We start from the raw sequence: 13,346 nt of genomic DNA, 5'->3' as shown, positions 1-13,346 counted from the left end.
CGCCACATTTTCATAGACATTAAAAAAGGCACCTTAAGTGCCATTTGTAGTGTTTAGTTTTGCCATTTCTATCCTGTTCTTATCTCCATGTATCCATTTTGCGTATCGCTTAATCAGCATTTGGAGACTATGGCCAAGTTGATCAGCGACAAAGACTGCATTAACGCCATCCATTAAAAGCATGGTTGCATAAGTATGCCGTGCATTATATGCAGGGCGGTGGCGGATCATGCAGGACTTCATGGCTTCCACCATTCTCAAACGTGGTGGTTTCTCATTGAAAAATGGAGCATTAGTCTCTGGGCAAATCATGACGTAATCGCTACTGAGTTTTAAATCTTTAATCGCCTTTAAAGCTTGAGTCGATCTTTCATTTAAATAGACCTCACGTGCTACATGTGTTTTTGTCACATTTTTTTCATGCCCACGTACACGACTTTTATTGATTCGTATAGTTCCATTAAACCAATCAATGTCTGCCCAGCGCAGTGCAATCAATTCTGATGGACGACACCCACTCCAAAATGCCATTTCATAGTACCAATAATAAAAGTGGTCTTTGTCCTCAAGATTCGTGTTTAACCAGGATAATAGTGCGGTCATTTCCGCACGACTGAATGGATCTGGTATATCAACTTGAACCTTTTTGTTTTTAATAAACTGCACAGGGTTTTCGGAAATATATTTGTTCTCCAGCGCAGTTGAGAAAACCCCACGCAATGGAATTAAACAGTTATTCAATGTCTTTGCAGTTTGAAAGTCAGCTTCAATAATAATTTCCTTAATATCATCAGATGTAATTTGATGAATAGGAACTAAAGCCAAGTGTGGCATCCAATGTTTTTCCAAGATATTTTTATAACCTTTCTTGGTGTCCATGTTGCTTTCACATTGCTTTAAATACTTTTGTGCAGCCTCTTGAAAGAGCACACCATTACCAACAATAGTATGCTTTTCATCAACGATTTCACCTTTAGCCTGGGCAATATCATGCTCAGTTAAAATTCCCCATTTCGCCTTGTTCTTTAACTCACTTCTAATTTTATGGGCTGCGTTAATACCTTCCGCATTCGCGGGGTGCGGGAGCGTGATGTATTGGCGCTGCTTGTTGTGGGTGAAGTTGATTTCAATAGTGCCATCTCTGAGCCTGATGCCTTGTGGTAACGATGTTCCGCTTGATCTGTCAACCATTGGTTGTAGCCTCGAATTGAAAAATAAATATTGCCGTCTTGTTTTGACCAAACTTTGTCTTCTGGCCATTTCTTACGTCTATGGTTTAGCTTCTGTTCTTCAATGCCAGTAAGCTTGGAAAATTGGCATGCATCCACCCAATCAATAGCTGTTAAGCCTAATTCGAGTAGGGCATCTAAAATTTCATTAGTCATTTAGAGGCCTCCTTTTGTTCATCGAGCAACTGTGCAAAAAGCACAGCTCCAGTACGGACACGGTTTGCTAATTTCGAGACATTTGCTTCAGCATAAGTAGCCATGTCATTTTCAAATTTTGGTAGCGGTGGACTTAAACCGGCTTTCAAATATTCTGCATTGATATGAGCCACGATTTTACGTTCAAAAGAACGTTTGAAATTTGGGCTCCGGAGCAGGTCAAGGTGAGTCATGACGGACACCTGCTGCAACTTCAGCTTGTGTTGCAATTCTTAATTCAGATGCAAAAGTATGAGCAAGTCCACCTGGTAATTCGACAGTTACCATTTCCATACCACTACTTTTGTACGTACCGCGTTTTACTGTCATGACTAATTTATTAGGAACATGCTTATTTGAATAAACAACTTTGTCGTCAATTTTGAATTTTGTAGATATATTGGTCATGATTTTTCACCATTCTTTATTTCGAGAAGCTCTTTAAGTGATATATCAATAAGCTGTTGAAGTTGTATTTCAGGTGATTCAATCCCATCTTTTTTATTTCCAATGGTAATCTTTACCGTTGAAATATCTACGTTTTCATTTTTAAGTAAATGAACTAATGATTCGATCAAAACTATTGCTGTGATTGCTGAGTTTTTTAAATCCATCACACAGCCTCCTTTTGAAGCAGCTTAAATTCTAAATCTGCACACTTTTGAGATAGGACATTGAATGCTTGACCTTGTTCAATGAGCAGCTGATGTTGTGTCGCTTGCATTTTCTTAATTTGAATAAATTGTTTAGCCTGATGAATTGCATCATCAAGGGCATTGTGGGGCATTCCCACAAATGGCATATCAAATTTTGGTACAGATTTTAAAAGGGTACGGAAACAGAACTCCTTGTAATATTTCCAAGGTCGTTCGATGCCAAAATAATCCAAGGCATTGTTAATCCAACGTATGTCAGCCAGTGAACCTTTTGACCAGATTTCAGTGCATTCATTTAATTCGTAAAATTGAACCAGGGCCTTCAAGGCTTCTTGTATATCTCCCTCACCGTTGAACGCATAAGCACGAGCATCTGGATCTTGTTGATCCCACCAATCAAGTGTGCTTTGACTAACAGTAAAACCTTCGCTGATAGCAGTCTCTTTATTGATGAAGTATTCAAAATAATCTTGAATTTGCTGATCATTAAAAACCACGGCACCAATACTGAGTAAAACAGGGCGTTCGCCAATATCTAAAGTTTCACAATCAACCATTAATTTATTTTTCATGCTGAAAGTTCCTTTCTTAATTGGCTAGTACGTTGACGGCATTTGACACAGTGATGCTTGCCAGATTGATAGGCTTTGAACTCGGTAAGTCCATGCAAGTCACATTTGCCTCCAAAAGTACTTTCACCTTTAGCAAGAGCTTTCGTCTTAGCTTCAAAATTGAATTTATGACGCTCTTGTTCTTTCGTTAAAGGACGATCAGTTGAGCTTAAAACTGGTCTTTTTTTACTAACAGAATCAGCCATAGATTCGCGCATAGATTGCTGGCCAGTTTTATATTCGGTGTCCTTTGGTTTCATACTCATTCGAGTTTGGCCAAAAGGAATTTGTATCGGCTCTAATTTGCCCTGCGCCTTCAGCCAGTCGTCGACTTGGATGGCAAGGGCAATAGATTTGCCCTTATTGATAATTGCACTATGATCAATGTTCGATTGCATAATGTTCCCCTAATTCGCTCAAAACAAAATTAGCTGTCTTAGCTTCAACAGTTACTGGAATGGTGTGTGGCCCAAGCATATGCATAGTGAGCGTGACATTTTTTTCGTCAGACTTGCGCACATGCACGTGCACCAAATTTTCTAAATTAAAAACATGTTCTATTTTTTGGTTATCAGTGAATTTGAGCATGCTCGTTCTCCTGATCTTCAATAATTTTTTGAAGGTGATTGGCTTCAAGTTTTAAGTATTTGGCGTGGTTAACAGCAGTACATACACACCAAACCAATCCAGCTATGAAAGCTGTTGCTAGTAAAAAAACTAAAGCAAAGGGCAGTGTTTGAATAAGGATCATGATCATCACGGCACCTCATTAATTGAAATCAGTGCAGCGCTTAAATGCTTTTCCTCATCTGACATCCAGTTGAGATATTCCTCATCAATTTCTTTGAGCATGCATTGACAGCATTTTGATGGGTGATGTTCGCAGCCTTCTTGGTTGGTATCAGGCTTAACGTAGTAATTGCCATTTGGGTACAAAACCAAAACATCTTGGTCTTTTAAAACAACACCATTGCAAACAGGGTGGTAGCGAAATGTTTTCCACATTCCATCAGCTGGACCAGGTAAACACTCCACCATTGGATAAGCACTTTTGCGTTCATAGAGCCAACGTTCAGCATCAAAAATAACTTCAACTGGTTTTTGTTCCTGGCATGGGTGCGAAGCTATGCGAACCTTTGTAGGCCATGAATCAATCACTGATTGTTCAGGCACAATGCTTTCTGGGGTTTGGGCTAAGTTCATGCAGACTCTCCAATCGTTTGAATACGAACGACGGCAGCCATTTCATCCAGCCAAACAGCTTTTTCAGAAAGATCAATAAATTCGTAATCTAAAGCAGCAGTGATAAATGCATCGGCTTGATTGAGGGCTTGAGTAAAATCATGTTGATTGGTTGCATTGCGCATGGCAGAGATTGCATTGCCAATTTGTGCAGCAGCCCGAAGTTTGTAGAAAGCAAGATCAGACAACTGAGGTTGCCCAAAGTCTTCAGCAAGAAGACGATTGAGGATGGTTTGATCGAATTGATCAGTTTTACTATGGGAATTTGAAGTGTTCATAATAAAAACCAATTTAAGTTAATTTGTCTTATTAAACTAACTTTGGTTAGATTTATTGTCAATAATTTTAGCTAATAAAAGTTAGTTTTATTTTTTAGTTATAAAAAAACTCAGATTAATCTGAGTTTTATAAAAAATGAAAAATTAGATTTTTATATGAATTTTTTACTTGGGGTGAATTTTCCAACATATTTTCCTTTGTACTCAGCATTTTCTTTCAAAGGAATGATGTTTGGCTGGAAGTTTTCATTTAGGGCTTTTAGGTAGATTTTGTTGAAATCTCTGACTAGAGCTTTAAAGGTTGCTTCATCATCTTGGCAAACTACAATCATTTCACCAGTCTGAACAGAATTAAAATCAACATCAGGATCTATACAAATAAATTCACCATCATTGAAATAAGGTGAGTTGCTAACCCCTTGTGTAATCAGGTAATAACCATTCTTTCCAGCCTCTGGCGGTCCTGGTAACCATTGTTCAATTTCATGAGGAGAGATAGAGCGGACATTTGTCATACTGCCACATTGTACGTGTGTTAACACGGGTAGCATTCTAGTAATAGGTCGATATTCTTTAACGTTCTCTTCACTTTCAGTTTTTCCATACATGATGTAATCAACTGTTGTGTTTAACGTAGGCGCAAGAATAGTAAGGTGCTCTAGTTTTGGGGTGTTTAGATCTTTTTCCCAATGCACAATGGCTGCATCAGATACTCCTAAGATTTTAGCAACATCCTTTTGAGTTAGTTTTTTATCTTTTCTCAATTTGCGGATTCTCGACCCGATTGTGCTGTATGTATCTTCCATTGCTCAATCTCATTAATAACTAACTTATATTAGTTCTTGACTAGCTAAGTTAAATTCTATTTAATTAACTAACTAAAGTTAGTTTATGGAAAAGTAATGACTAGAGACGAAGCTATCGAATTATTAGGTTGCAATCTTTCTGAGCTTGCAGATTCTCTGGGGATAACCACGGCCGCAGTTGCAAGATGGAATAAAGAGCAAATTCCACAGTTACGTGAGTATCAGATCAGAGATATTGCTGCGGATCGCCTAAAGTCACTTGAAACTCAGCAAAATGTAGCTCATGCAAATAACTAAAAAAATGAATGAATTGGGAAGTTTTAAACATGAAACTCACTAGCACACAGCGTATTGAACGCACAGTACTGTCATTAACTATGGCATTGAAAGCAGCAGTGTACCGTCAAAATGATGATTCACTCATGGCAGTTATTGCTGAAAAAAATGGATTCAATATCAATACGTTTCGTAGTTCTTTGAATCCAACAACACCAACTCATAAACCTAATATTTACCATTTGGAAGCAGTTTTATCTGAAACCCAAGATGGTCGAATTATGGACAGTATTTGTGCCATTCATGGCAATGCAGCTTGGTTTGAATTACCAAAACCTGAACACCTAAATACATCAGATTTTGTTATGAAAATCGGAAAGTTAGCACGTGAACAAGGCGATTTATCTCAATCTATAGCCACCGCAATTGGTGATAGGGTGATCAGTGAAGATGAATTGGCTGTAATCCAAAAGGATGTGATGGATCTGGTGCGAGTTGCATTAACGTTACTGGCAATGGTTGAGCAGCAACATGACGCGGAGTATGAATAATGGCACTTTCGTTTGATCAAGTTCGCGACGCTGCATTGGGACGTTGGATAGATTTACTTTACCCAGCTTTTGGAATAACAGTCCCACAGAAGAAAAATATACATGGGCCATGTCCCATTTGTGGAGGTAAAGACCGTTTTCGTTGTGATGATAAGCAGGGCAAAGGTACTTGGATCTGCAATCAGTGTGGTGCTGGTGATGGTTTCGCACTAATTGAAAAATCACGAAGTATGAATTACTCAGAAGTTTTGACTGAAGTTGGAGCTGTATTGGGCTTGTCTGCTGAAACAAAAGTAACAGATGCAGACCGAAAAAAATGGAAAGAAAAAGCAGAAGCCCAGGCTAAAGCTGCTGAATTGGAAGAGCGTAAAGCACAAGAAACTGCTGCTAAACGTGCTGCCCGTATTTGGGCATATAAGTCGGCTGACCGAGAGTGCCCATACTTAGAGCGTAAACAAGTAAAGAACCATGGCTGCCGTATTAATGGAAAAGGAAATTTGATAGTTCCATTATTTGATAAGGACGGAAAAATCTGGAACGTGCAAGAAATTCATGCAGATGGCCATAAGCCATTTTTGTCAGGGGGACGTGTTAGTGGATGTTTTTATATTATGGGTGAAATTGTTTCCCCTGATCAGTTGATTGGTTTTGCAGAGGGGTATGCAACGGGTGCAAGTATTTATGAAGCAACTGGCTATGTTGTTGTTATCGTTTTTAATTCAGGGAATATGGATAAAGTCGCAATGGAATTAAGATCACTATATCCATCAGGAAAATTTGTATTTTTTGCTGATGATGACAGTCATTCAACTCCACCAAATGCAGGCTTAAAAGCCGCTAATAAAGCTGTGGCTGCAACAGGCGGTATTGTGATTCTTCCCGAATTCAGTCAAGTGGTGAACGTATGAGTGAAGAAGAGATTTTAGAGCAGCCACAATCAAATTCTCACCCATCAGATTTCAATGACTTGCATGTGATGTCCGGGTTAGCAGAAGTGCGTGCGCAGATAGAAAGCGGTATTTCTACGCAATGTTCTGCTTTTGCCGTTTCCCCGAACCCCCTTTTACAAGCCGACCACGTTTTGGGGATGACTTCGGCAGGTGAGGAAAATCAGATAGTTACAGATCAAGTTATTCCTAAGGATGATTTCTCACTAGATTTTGCACCTGCCATGAATCAAGTTTCCGAAAGTGGTGGGCAGAAATCTCAAGGGGATGGGGAAAAACCAGATAAATTACAAGATGCTTTACAGCGTTATGCGGTTATTGCATGCAGTAATGATGCATTTGACCTTAAAACAAAGCATAAATTTAAAATTTCATCTTTAAAACATACGTTAAGCGCAGTCTTTAAGCACTGGTATACACATGAAGACCGAAAAACGATTGAAAAAGATGAAGTAGAGCAGCTGCTAGTGGAAGAGGCGGGTTTTGTTGCGCCCAATATGAGTAAAAACTGTGTATTGCTTAAAGGTGAAACATTCTTATACGACAAGTCTCTAAATAGAGTAGTTGCATGGTCAGCTGCACAACTGATGTATCCGCATGAATATAAAAAGTGGATTGAAAGTCCAACTCGAAGTGAAATTGATTATGAAAAATTGATCTTTGATCCAACTCGAAAAATTGATATTGATCCAAATTATATCAATACATTTGAGGGGTATTCAGTCAATGAGCTTTTGGATCAGGATCAAAATCGTCTTGAATATGGCATAACCCGGTCACGTTGCGCTGGGATTTTGAAAATGATTTGGTCTTTGTGTAATGGAGATTTAGATATTGAGCAGTGGTTAATTCAATGGCTAGCCTATCCTTTGCAGAATGAGGGTCAAAAGGCACACAGTGCTGTTTTAATGGCCAGTCATATTCAGGGTTCAGGAAAGACCACACTATTTGAAAAGGTCATGGGTGGTATTTATGGAAAATATCACCGAGTGATTACATCTCAGGAACTGGAAAGTCCACAATTTAATGGTTGGTTGAATAATGCAGCTTTTATTTTTGGTGAAGAAATTGCGACCAATGCTACTAAATATAACGTTACGCCTTATTTGAATGCATTAATTACAGCAAAAAGTGTCACGATTAATGAGAAGCAGCGTCCGCAAAAACAAGTTCCTGCTTATTTCAATATGGCCTTTGCATCAAATGAAAATATTCCATTCCCCTTACATGGTGAAGCACGTCGGTGGTTTGTGATTGCTCCAGAAAGTAAGCTTGATGAAAAATTGAGTGAACAGGTTTATGCAGAGATTGCAGGCGATGGTTTAGATGCATTTTATACATATTTGCTTTGCGTTGACTTAGATGATTTTAAGCATGACAAGCCACCAATAACCGATGCAAAACGACTGTTGCTTAATGCCAGTAAGCGATCTATTGAAGTATTTATTGATGAATGGGTGGCAGGTGAAACCAAATATAAATGCATAAGTTGTAAGGCAAAGCAGCTCTATGACTCATACAAGGAATGGGCTTCATCATCCCTTGAACATAAATATTCATATCGAAAATTTACAGAGGATTTAAAGAAAATTGATGGGATTAAATTGCTTGAGAAGCAGCGCTGGAGATACGGGCGAGAGGAAGGGCAATCATTAATTATTTCCATTGGTGATCGTCCTGATGGCAAAACCGATATGGATTGGTATGGTGAATGTGCAAATGATTTTGAAAAGGGGGTTCCTGATGTTCTTGACAAACGAGTGGTTTGAACCTAATATTTTTCACGCTAAAACAATGGTTTGTGACCAGTTGTATGTGAATGATGGGAATAACAAAAAACCTCATTCACACGCTCGTTCACATGGTAATTGCTTGAATAATAAAACTATATTAAAGCAATGTGAACGAGTGAATAGTTTCTCATGCGTATACGTGAGAAATTATTTTTTAACCCCTTTCTCTATATCTTTCCGCGCTATTTTAAGTGTATTTATTTTTTTTCTTTTCGCGTGTGTGAATATTTTATTATTCACTCATTCACATTTAAATAAAATAAATATAAAAACAATGGCTTACCATGTGAATGACTTAAAAAAGTCATTCCCAAGTAATTCACATGATTCACATGAGGGCTGACCAATGGAAAAATTCCTACGTTTGCTCAATCCAAAATCAATCGACTATGGTGCTGATCGCATTGACGGAGGTTCGCCTTCATTGACTGCTCAAGATGTAGTACTTGCAATGAGTTATGCAAAATTAACTCAGTTTGAGGACAACCTACTTCGCCTTAAATACTTTGGTGCAAACACAAAATCGAATGTAAAAATTTTTAGTGAAATATTGGTGGGCAAGTATGAATCAAAATTTACTGAATCAGGTGTAAGCCATGATTATCATCAATCGATATTGCTGATTGCTGTGACAGAGTTTTGTTTAGTGCCTGCCAGCTATAAACCAACTGAAAGAGCTAGAGCTGCACTTTGTGGCTGGAGTGATACCACTGTACGAAAACATATGAAAATATGGGTAGATCGGGTAATTCAAGATCTAAACATGGAGTTGTCTAATGGCGAAGATAAAATTTTTACTCAGGTAAGTAAAACTAAGTAAAATTAGTTATTGACGCAAAAGCAAATTTAAGTTAATTTTTACCACAATGGAAAACTGTAATTAAAACGCTGTAGTTCTCCAGTGAGTCGTAAGGCTCAATTCAATGACTGCATGTTCTCTCAGAGGTTCATGCAGTTTTTTTATGCCCACAAGATTGCCATGGTGACAGTCTTGTGGGTTTTTTTATGGCCGAGTTCGTTGGTGATTGTATGGGTAAGCGTGAACGGGATGAGCACTGGAAAGAACATGAACGTGCTGTGGCCAAAGCAGAAAAGGCAAAAGCTAAGTCATTGATGGATGATAAATCCAAAGCATGGCGTAAAGCATGTGCTGATTATTTATTGGTAAATAATTACTGCCATGATTGTGCAAAGCGTGGTTATACAAGCCCAGCAGAGCAGGTTGCCCACCTTATAGATCCGACAAGCCAAGTTAAATTTTGGAATATTCAAAACTGGCAAGCATTGTGTGAACCATGCTTTCAGCGAATCAATGAGGGCAAAACGCTGACAGTGCATGAACCCATTCCCAAAGACGCGAAATTATATACGGTGAAGTGATGACACGATTAGCAAAGCTTGGTGGTTCATTGCCAACGTTGAAGAGTAATCAACCAACATTGACCACCCAGAAGAATTATGGACAAGGCCGTGGCGGTAGACCTTGGCAGCGATTAAAGCATGCTGTTCATGTGCGTGATGGCTGGACTTGTTGCAAGTGCCAACGAGTAACCATGAATCTTGAGTGTGACCACATTGTCAACAAGGCTCAAGGCGGTACTGATGATATGGATAACCTCCAGTCGCTATGCAAGCCATGCCATGACAAGAAGTCGCAGCAAGAAAGTAAGCTGGGGATGGTGCGTTGATGGCTGAGAACATAATTGACGTTGAACAAATCCATGCTGACACGGTGTTGATTGTTGTACGTGGTGACTTCCAGTCATTCGGTTCCCTTGAGAAAGCAAAGTATGTACATGAGCAGCTTGAGGGTTTCAGTTTGAAGGTTGGCAAACCTGTCATGTACCTGCACCATGAATTAAGCATTGAATCACTTAACGATGAGCAACTGGCTGTACTTGGACTCCAGCGCATTAAAGATTAATTGAACATACAGAGCCTGCACACGTTAGCAAGGCTCAATGTTGACAGCTTGGAATAGACGGCACGCTCATGTGAAAGCAAAACTCATGATCGTTATAGGCTCGACAGGATGTTGAGATAAGGCGGGTACAAAACGGATTTGACTTTGGTGACGGCAAGCCATTAACGCATAAGTTGGCCATAATGATTGACACTTCTAATCCCTGTCGGCAACGGCAGGGATTTTTAATTCGTGGAACATGTATAGATATTAATTCTATTAAGGTTTTCGTGGAACATCTTAATAAAATTAATAACTTGCATCATATTGGTGCAAATTAAACCCCGTGGGGGGTATCAAATTTTAAAAATTTGGGTCTAAGCGGACACCGCCCCCTATTCTCATTTGTAAAAAAAACCTCTGTTTTCAGAAAAGTAAATAAACTTTTTATTGAAAATCATAAATTTAGATTAATTTCTCCAAACTAACTGAATTATAGGTAAAGAAATGGCTTTAACTGCAAAGATGAAGGCATTTGTCCATGCCAAGGTGCAGGGCAAGTCAAATAAAGAAGCAGCAATTGCCGCAGGCTTTTCAGAGAAGTCCGCAGGCTCAAAAGGCAGTCAATTGATGCAAAACCCCGAGGTATTAACTTATCTGGACGGGCTTTTAAAATCAGGGGGAGAGGGGGCGGGACATGATTCTCTGCCTTTAGTTCAGGCAGCTAAAGAAGCTGAATTTAAGGCGTTAGAGAGTATAGAAGATCCTCTTGAGGGTTTAAAGCATATTTGGAAAAACCCTAATGCTGACATAAAGCATCGCATCGAGGCGCTTAAAGCAGCCTTGCCATATACGCGGGGCAAAGTTGGTGAAGTTGGGATTAAACAGGGCCGTGAAGATGCTGCTGATGGAGTGGCTAAATCAGGTAAATTTGCTACTGCAGATGAAAGACGAAAGCAACGTGAAAGTCGAATGGTGAGTTGATATGACATCAATGCTTCCTACTTGGACAACGGCTTGCCTAGATTGGGAGCAAAGGATTTTACAAAAAAAATCTTTAGTACCTTGTGAGCCGTTATTTCCTGACGAAGCTGAAATGGCTCTCGAAGTGATTAAAGAGTTGATTTTAGTTGATGTGGATTGTAAGCCAACGATTGGTGAAGTGACAGCTGATTGGGTTTTTGATTTTGTTAGCGTGATTTTTGGTGCATATGATCCAATTTCAAGGCAGCGATTGATTAATGAGTTTTTCATGCTCATTAGCAAGAAGAACACCAAGTCTACGCTTGCAGCAGGAATTATGCTGACAGCGATTATTTTGAATAGTCGTGAAGCGGCAGAATTTATCATTATCGCACCAACTAAAAAGGTTGCAGATAATAGTTTCACTCCTATTAAAAACATGATTTTGGAAGATTCAGAATTAAAAAAACGTTTCGGTGTTTCAGAACATACAAGGACGATAACGGATCGTTCGAGTAAAGCGGTTTTAACTGTTGTAGCAGCCGAAACAGGGTCAAGCGCTGGATCAAAAGGTGCTTTTATTTTAGTTGATGAACTTTGGGTTTTTGGTGAAAGGGCAAATGCTGAATCTATGCTGGAGGAAGCAACAGGTGGTATGGCATCTTTTCCAGAAGGCTTTCTTATTTGGTTGTCTACACAATCAGACAAGCCGCCAGCTGGTGTATTTAAAAAGAAATTAGACTATGCCCGTAAGGTGCGTGATGGTGAAATTATTAATCCTTCATTTTTGCCGTTACTGTATGAATTTCCACAAAGCATGATTGATGATGAAAGTTATCTTAATCCTGATTATTTCTATGTGACTAATCCTAACTTGGGGCGCTCTACTCATATTAGATACCTGCTAAATAAATACGAACAAGCAAAGCAAAGTGGTGATGATTCGGTTCAAATTTTCCTAGCGAAATATTTGAATGTCGAAATTGGCATGAATAAGCGTGCGGATCGCTGGGCTGGTGCAGACTTTTGGATGCTCTCTGCATACAAAGATAAGTTGTTTGTTGAATCTATCTTGGATTTAAGTGAAATCTGCACGGCTGGATTCGATGGTGGTGGTTTAGACGATATGTTTGGAATGTCGATTATTGGGCGGGATAAAAATGATCGGTCGCTTTGGTATTGTTGGAACCGTGCATGGGTACATCCTATTGCATTAGAGCGTCGTCAAGAAAATGCTCCAGCTTATAAGGACTTTGAAAAAGAAGGTGATTTGGTCATCGTAAAGAACGTTGGTGATGATGTTCGTCAAGCAGCTCAAATATGTAAGCGTATTTATGATGCTGGAAAGTTTCCTGAAAAAGCTGCTATCGGTTTAGACAAACTTGGTATGCCGTCACTACAAGATGGGTTGCTTGAACAAGTTCCATTTGAATTATTGATTGGTGTTCCTCAAGGTTATCAGCTTTCAGGATATGTACAGACCACTGAACGAAAAGTAGCAGAAGGGAAATTTCAGCATGCTGGCCAGCGCATGATGAATTGGTGTGTAGGTAATGCAAAGGGGGTTTACCAGGGCAATGCGATGACAATTCGAAAACAAGAATCAGGCAAGGGAAAGATTGATCCATTAATTGCGACATTTAACGCAGTTGCTTTGATGTCATTGAATCCTGAGTTAACAGCTCAAAGCTATGGGGTGTATTTTGTATGACACGAAATGAAAATATAAAGCAAGAAATTGGGCGACAATGGAGCCTGCAAAACCATTACGGGGCCTGCACAACAGCAGGCAAAACAGATAAAGAGATCGCTTACATTGATAAGCGATTTTTTTTGGCTTGTGAAAAGTTGGAAGCACTTCAAGCAGGCTCAAAGCGAAGTAAAACCAAGGAGTAA

22 protein-coding genes are annotated in these 13,346 nt (G+C 39.3%); 11 read left to right on the top strand and 11 right to left on the bottom strand.

The annotated features are described in order from the left end of the window. Positions 1-33 precede the first annotated feature (33 nt). The 11 genes from ACFN7Z_RS13805 to ACFN7Z_RS13755 form a co-directional block, all read right to left on the bottom strand. Positions 34-1,191 (bottom strand): tyrosine-type recombinase/integrase, encoded by a 1,158-nt coding sequence (locus ACFN7Z_RS13805; RefSeq protein WP_395442679.1) that lies wholly within the window; start codon positions 1,189-1,191, stop codon positions 34-36. A gap of 190 nt (positions 1,192-1,381) precedes the next feature. Further along, entirely contained in the window at positions 1,382-1,618 is a 237-nt protein-coding gene (locus tag ACFN7Z_RS13800; protein ID WP_125275191.1) for a hypothetical protein, read from the bottom strand. Then, positions 1,605-1,832, bottom strand: coding sequence for a hypothetical protein (locus ACFN7Z_RS13795; RefSeq protein WP_395442076.1), 228 nt, complete (start codon positions 1,830-1,832; stop codon positions 1,605-1,607). Before ACFN7Z_RS13795 ends, ACFN7Z_RS13800 begins: the two co-directional genes overlap by 14 nt. Then, the gene (locus ACFN7Z_RS13790) at positions 1,829-2,041 is read right to left on the bottom strand and encodes a hypothetical protein (RefSeq protein WP_395442075.1); all 213 of its coding nucleotides are present in this window, start codon (positions 2,039-2,041) and stop codon (positions 1,829-1,831) included. Before ACFN7Z_RS13790 ends, ACFN7Z_RS13795 begins: the two co-directional genes overlap by 4 nt. After that, on the bottom strand, positions 2,038-2,652 hold the full coding sequence (locus ACFN7Z_RS13785) for a 3'-5' exonuclease (RefSeq protein ID WP_395442073.1): 615 nt from the start codon (positions 2,650-2,652) through the stop codon (positions 2,038-2,040). Before ACFN7Z_RS13785 ends, ACFN7Z_RS13790 begins: the two co-directional genes overlap by 4 nt. Beyond that, a complete protein-coding gene (locus ACFN7Z_RS13780) occupies positions 2,649-3,089 on the bottom strand; it encodes a hypothetical protein (RefSeq protein WP_395442071.1) in 441 nt (146 codons plus the stop codon). Before ACFN7Z_RS13780 ends, ACFN7Z_RS13785 begins: the two co-directional genes overlap by 4 nt. Beyond that, positions 3,073-3,279 carry a hypothetical protein gene (locus ACFN7Z_RS13775; RefSeq protein WP_086209555.1) on the bottom strand — a complete coding sequence of 69 codons (207 nt, stop codon included), beginning with the start codon at positions 3,277-3,279 and terminating at the stop codon, positions 3,073-3,075. The genes ACFN7Z_RS13780 and ACFN7Z_RS13775 overlap by 17 nt, the downstream gene beginning before the upstream one ends. After that, positions 3,263-3,442, bottom strand: a complete 180-nt coding sequence (locus ACFN7Z_RS13770) for a hypothetical protein (RefSeq protein ID WP_395442069.1) — start codon at positions 3,440-3,442, stop codon at positions 3,263-3,265. The genes ACFN7Z_RS13775 and ACFN7Z_RS13770 overlap by 17 nt, the downstream gene beginning before the upstream one ends. A gap of 5 nt (positions 3,443-3,447) precedes the next feature. Continuing rightward, positions 3,448-3,894: a hypothetical protein gene (locus ACFN7Z_RS13765; RefSeq protein WP_395442067.1), complete on the bottom strand. Its 447-nt coding sequence runs from the start codon at positions 3,892-3,894 to the stop codon at positions 3,448-3,450. After that, positions 3,891-4,211, bottom strand: a complete 321-nt coding sequence (locus ACFN7Z_RS13760; RefSeq protein WP_395442065.1) for a hypothetical protein — start codon at positions 4,209-4,211, stop codon at positions 3,891-3,893. Before ACFN7Z_RS13760 ends, ACFN7Z_RS13765 begins: the two co-directional genes overlap by 4 nt. A 152-nt stretch (positions 4,212-4,363) precedes the next feature. Continuing rightward, the gene (locus tag ACFN7Z_RS13755) at positions 4,364-5,017 is read right to left on the bottom strand and encodes a LexA family transcriptional regulator (RefSeq protein ID WP_094148299.1); all 654 of its coding nucleotides are present in this window, start codon (positions 5,015-5,017) and stop codon (positions 4,364-4,366) included. 96 nt (positions 5,018-5,113) lie between these two features. Between ACFN7Z_RS13755 and ACFN7Z_RS13750 the strand changes: the two genes are divergently transcribed. The 11 genes from ACFN7Z_RS13750 to ACFN7Z_RS13700 all read left to right on the top strand — a co-directional run bounded on the left by ACFN7Z_RS13750 (position 5,114) and on the right by ACFN7Z_RS13700 (position 13,346). Beyond that, positions 5,114-5,314 carry a Cro/CI family transcriptional regulator gene (locus ACFN7Z_RS13750; RefSeq protein WP_094148300.1) on the top strand — a complete coding sequence of 67 codons (201 nt, stop codon included), beginning with the start codon at positions 5,114-5,116 and terminating at the stop codon, positions 5,312-5,314. Between the two features lie 29 nt (positions 5,315-5,343). Beyond that, positions 5,344-5,844, top strand: coding sequence for a phage regulatory CII family protein (locus ACFN7Z_RS13745; protein ID WP_395442062.1), 501 nt, complete (start codon positions 5,344-5,346; stop codon positions 5,842-5,844). Further along, complete coding sequence (locus ACFN7Z_RS13740) at positions 5,844-6,752, top strand: primase-helicase zinc-binding domain-containing protein (protein ID WP_395442060.1); 909 nt, start codon at positions 5,844-5,846, stop codon at positions 6,750-6,752. The genes ACFN7Z_RS13745 and ACFN7Z_RS13740 overlap by 1 nt, the downstream gene beginning before the upstream one ends. After that, a complete protein-coding gene (locus tag ACFN7Z_RS13735) occupies positions 6,749-8,560 on the top strand; it encodes a primase-helicase family protein (protein WP_395442058.1) in 1,812 nt (603 codons plus the stop codon). The genes ACFN7Z_RS13740 and ACFN7Z_RS13735 overlap by 4 nt, the downstream gene beginning before the upstream one ends. A gap of 370 nt (positions 8,561-8,930) precedes the next feature. Then, positions 8,931-9,404, top strand: a complete 474-nt coding sequence (locus ACFN7Z_RS13730; RefSeq protein WP_094148303.1) for a hypothetical protein — start codon at positions 8,931-8,933, stop codon at positions 9,402-9,404. Positions 9,405-9,589: 185 nt separating this feature from the next. Further along, entirely contained in the window at positions 9,590-9,964 is a 375-nt protein-coding gene (locus tag ACFN7Z_RS13725; RefSeq protein WP_395442056.1) for a hypothetical protein, read from the top strand. Then, the gene (locus ACFN7Z_RS13720; protein WP_395442054.1) at positions 9,964-10,272 is read left to right on the top strand and encodes an HNH endonuclease; all 309 of its coding nucleotides are present in this window, start codon (positions 9,964-9,966) and stop codon (positions 10,270-10,272) included. The genes ACFN7Z_RS13725 and ACFN7Z_RS13720 overlap by 1 nt, the downstream gene beginning before the upstream one ends. Beyond that, on the top strand, positions 10,272-10,508 hold the full coding sequence (locus ACFN7Z_RS13715; protein WP_395442052.1) for a hypothetical protein: 237 nt from the start codon (positions 10,272-10,274) through the stop codon (positions 10,506-10,508). The genes ACFN7Z_RS13720 and ACFN7Z_RS13715 overlap by 1 nt, the downstream gene beginning before the upstream one ends. A gap of 486 nt (positions 10,509-10,994) precedes the next feature. Continuing rightward, complete coding sequence (locus ACFN7Z_RS13710; protein WP_395442050.1) at positions 10,995-11,471, top strand: terminase small subunit; 477 nt, start codon at positions 10,995-10,997, stop codon at positions 11,469-11,471. Position 11,472: 1 nt separating this feature from the next. Then, entirely contained in the window at positions 11,473-13,161 is a 1,689-nt protein-coding gene (locus tag ACFN7Z_RS13705; RefSeq protein WP_125275150.1) for a terminase large subunit, read from the top strand. Next, positions 13,158-13,346 (top strand): hypothetical protein, encoded by a 189-nt coding sequence (locus ACFN7Z_RS13700; RefSeq protein WP_094148309.1) that lies wholly within the window; start codon positions 13,158-13,160, stop codon positions 13,344-13,346. The genes ACFN7Z_RS13705 and ACFN7Z_RS13700 overlap by 4 nt, the downstream gene beginning before the upstream one ends.

The sequence above is a fragment of the Acinetobacter sp. P1332 genome (assembly GCF_044057475.1).
Taxonomy (GTDB): domain Bacteria; phylum Pseudomonadota; class Gammaproteobacteria; order Pseudomonadales; family Moraxellaceae; genus Acinetobacter; species Acinetobacter johnsonii.
This window is presented reverse-complemented; position numbering and strand designations above follow the sequence as displayed.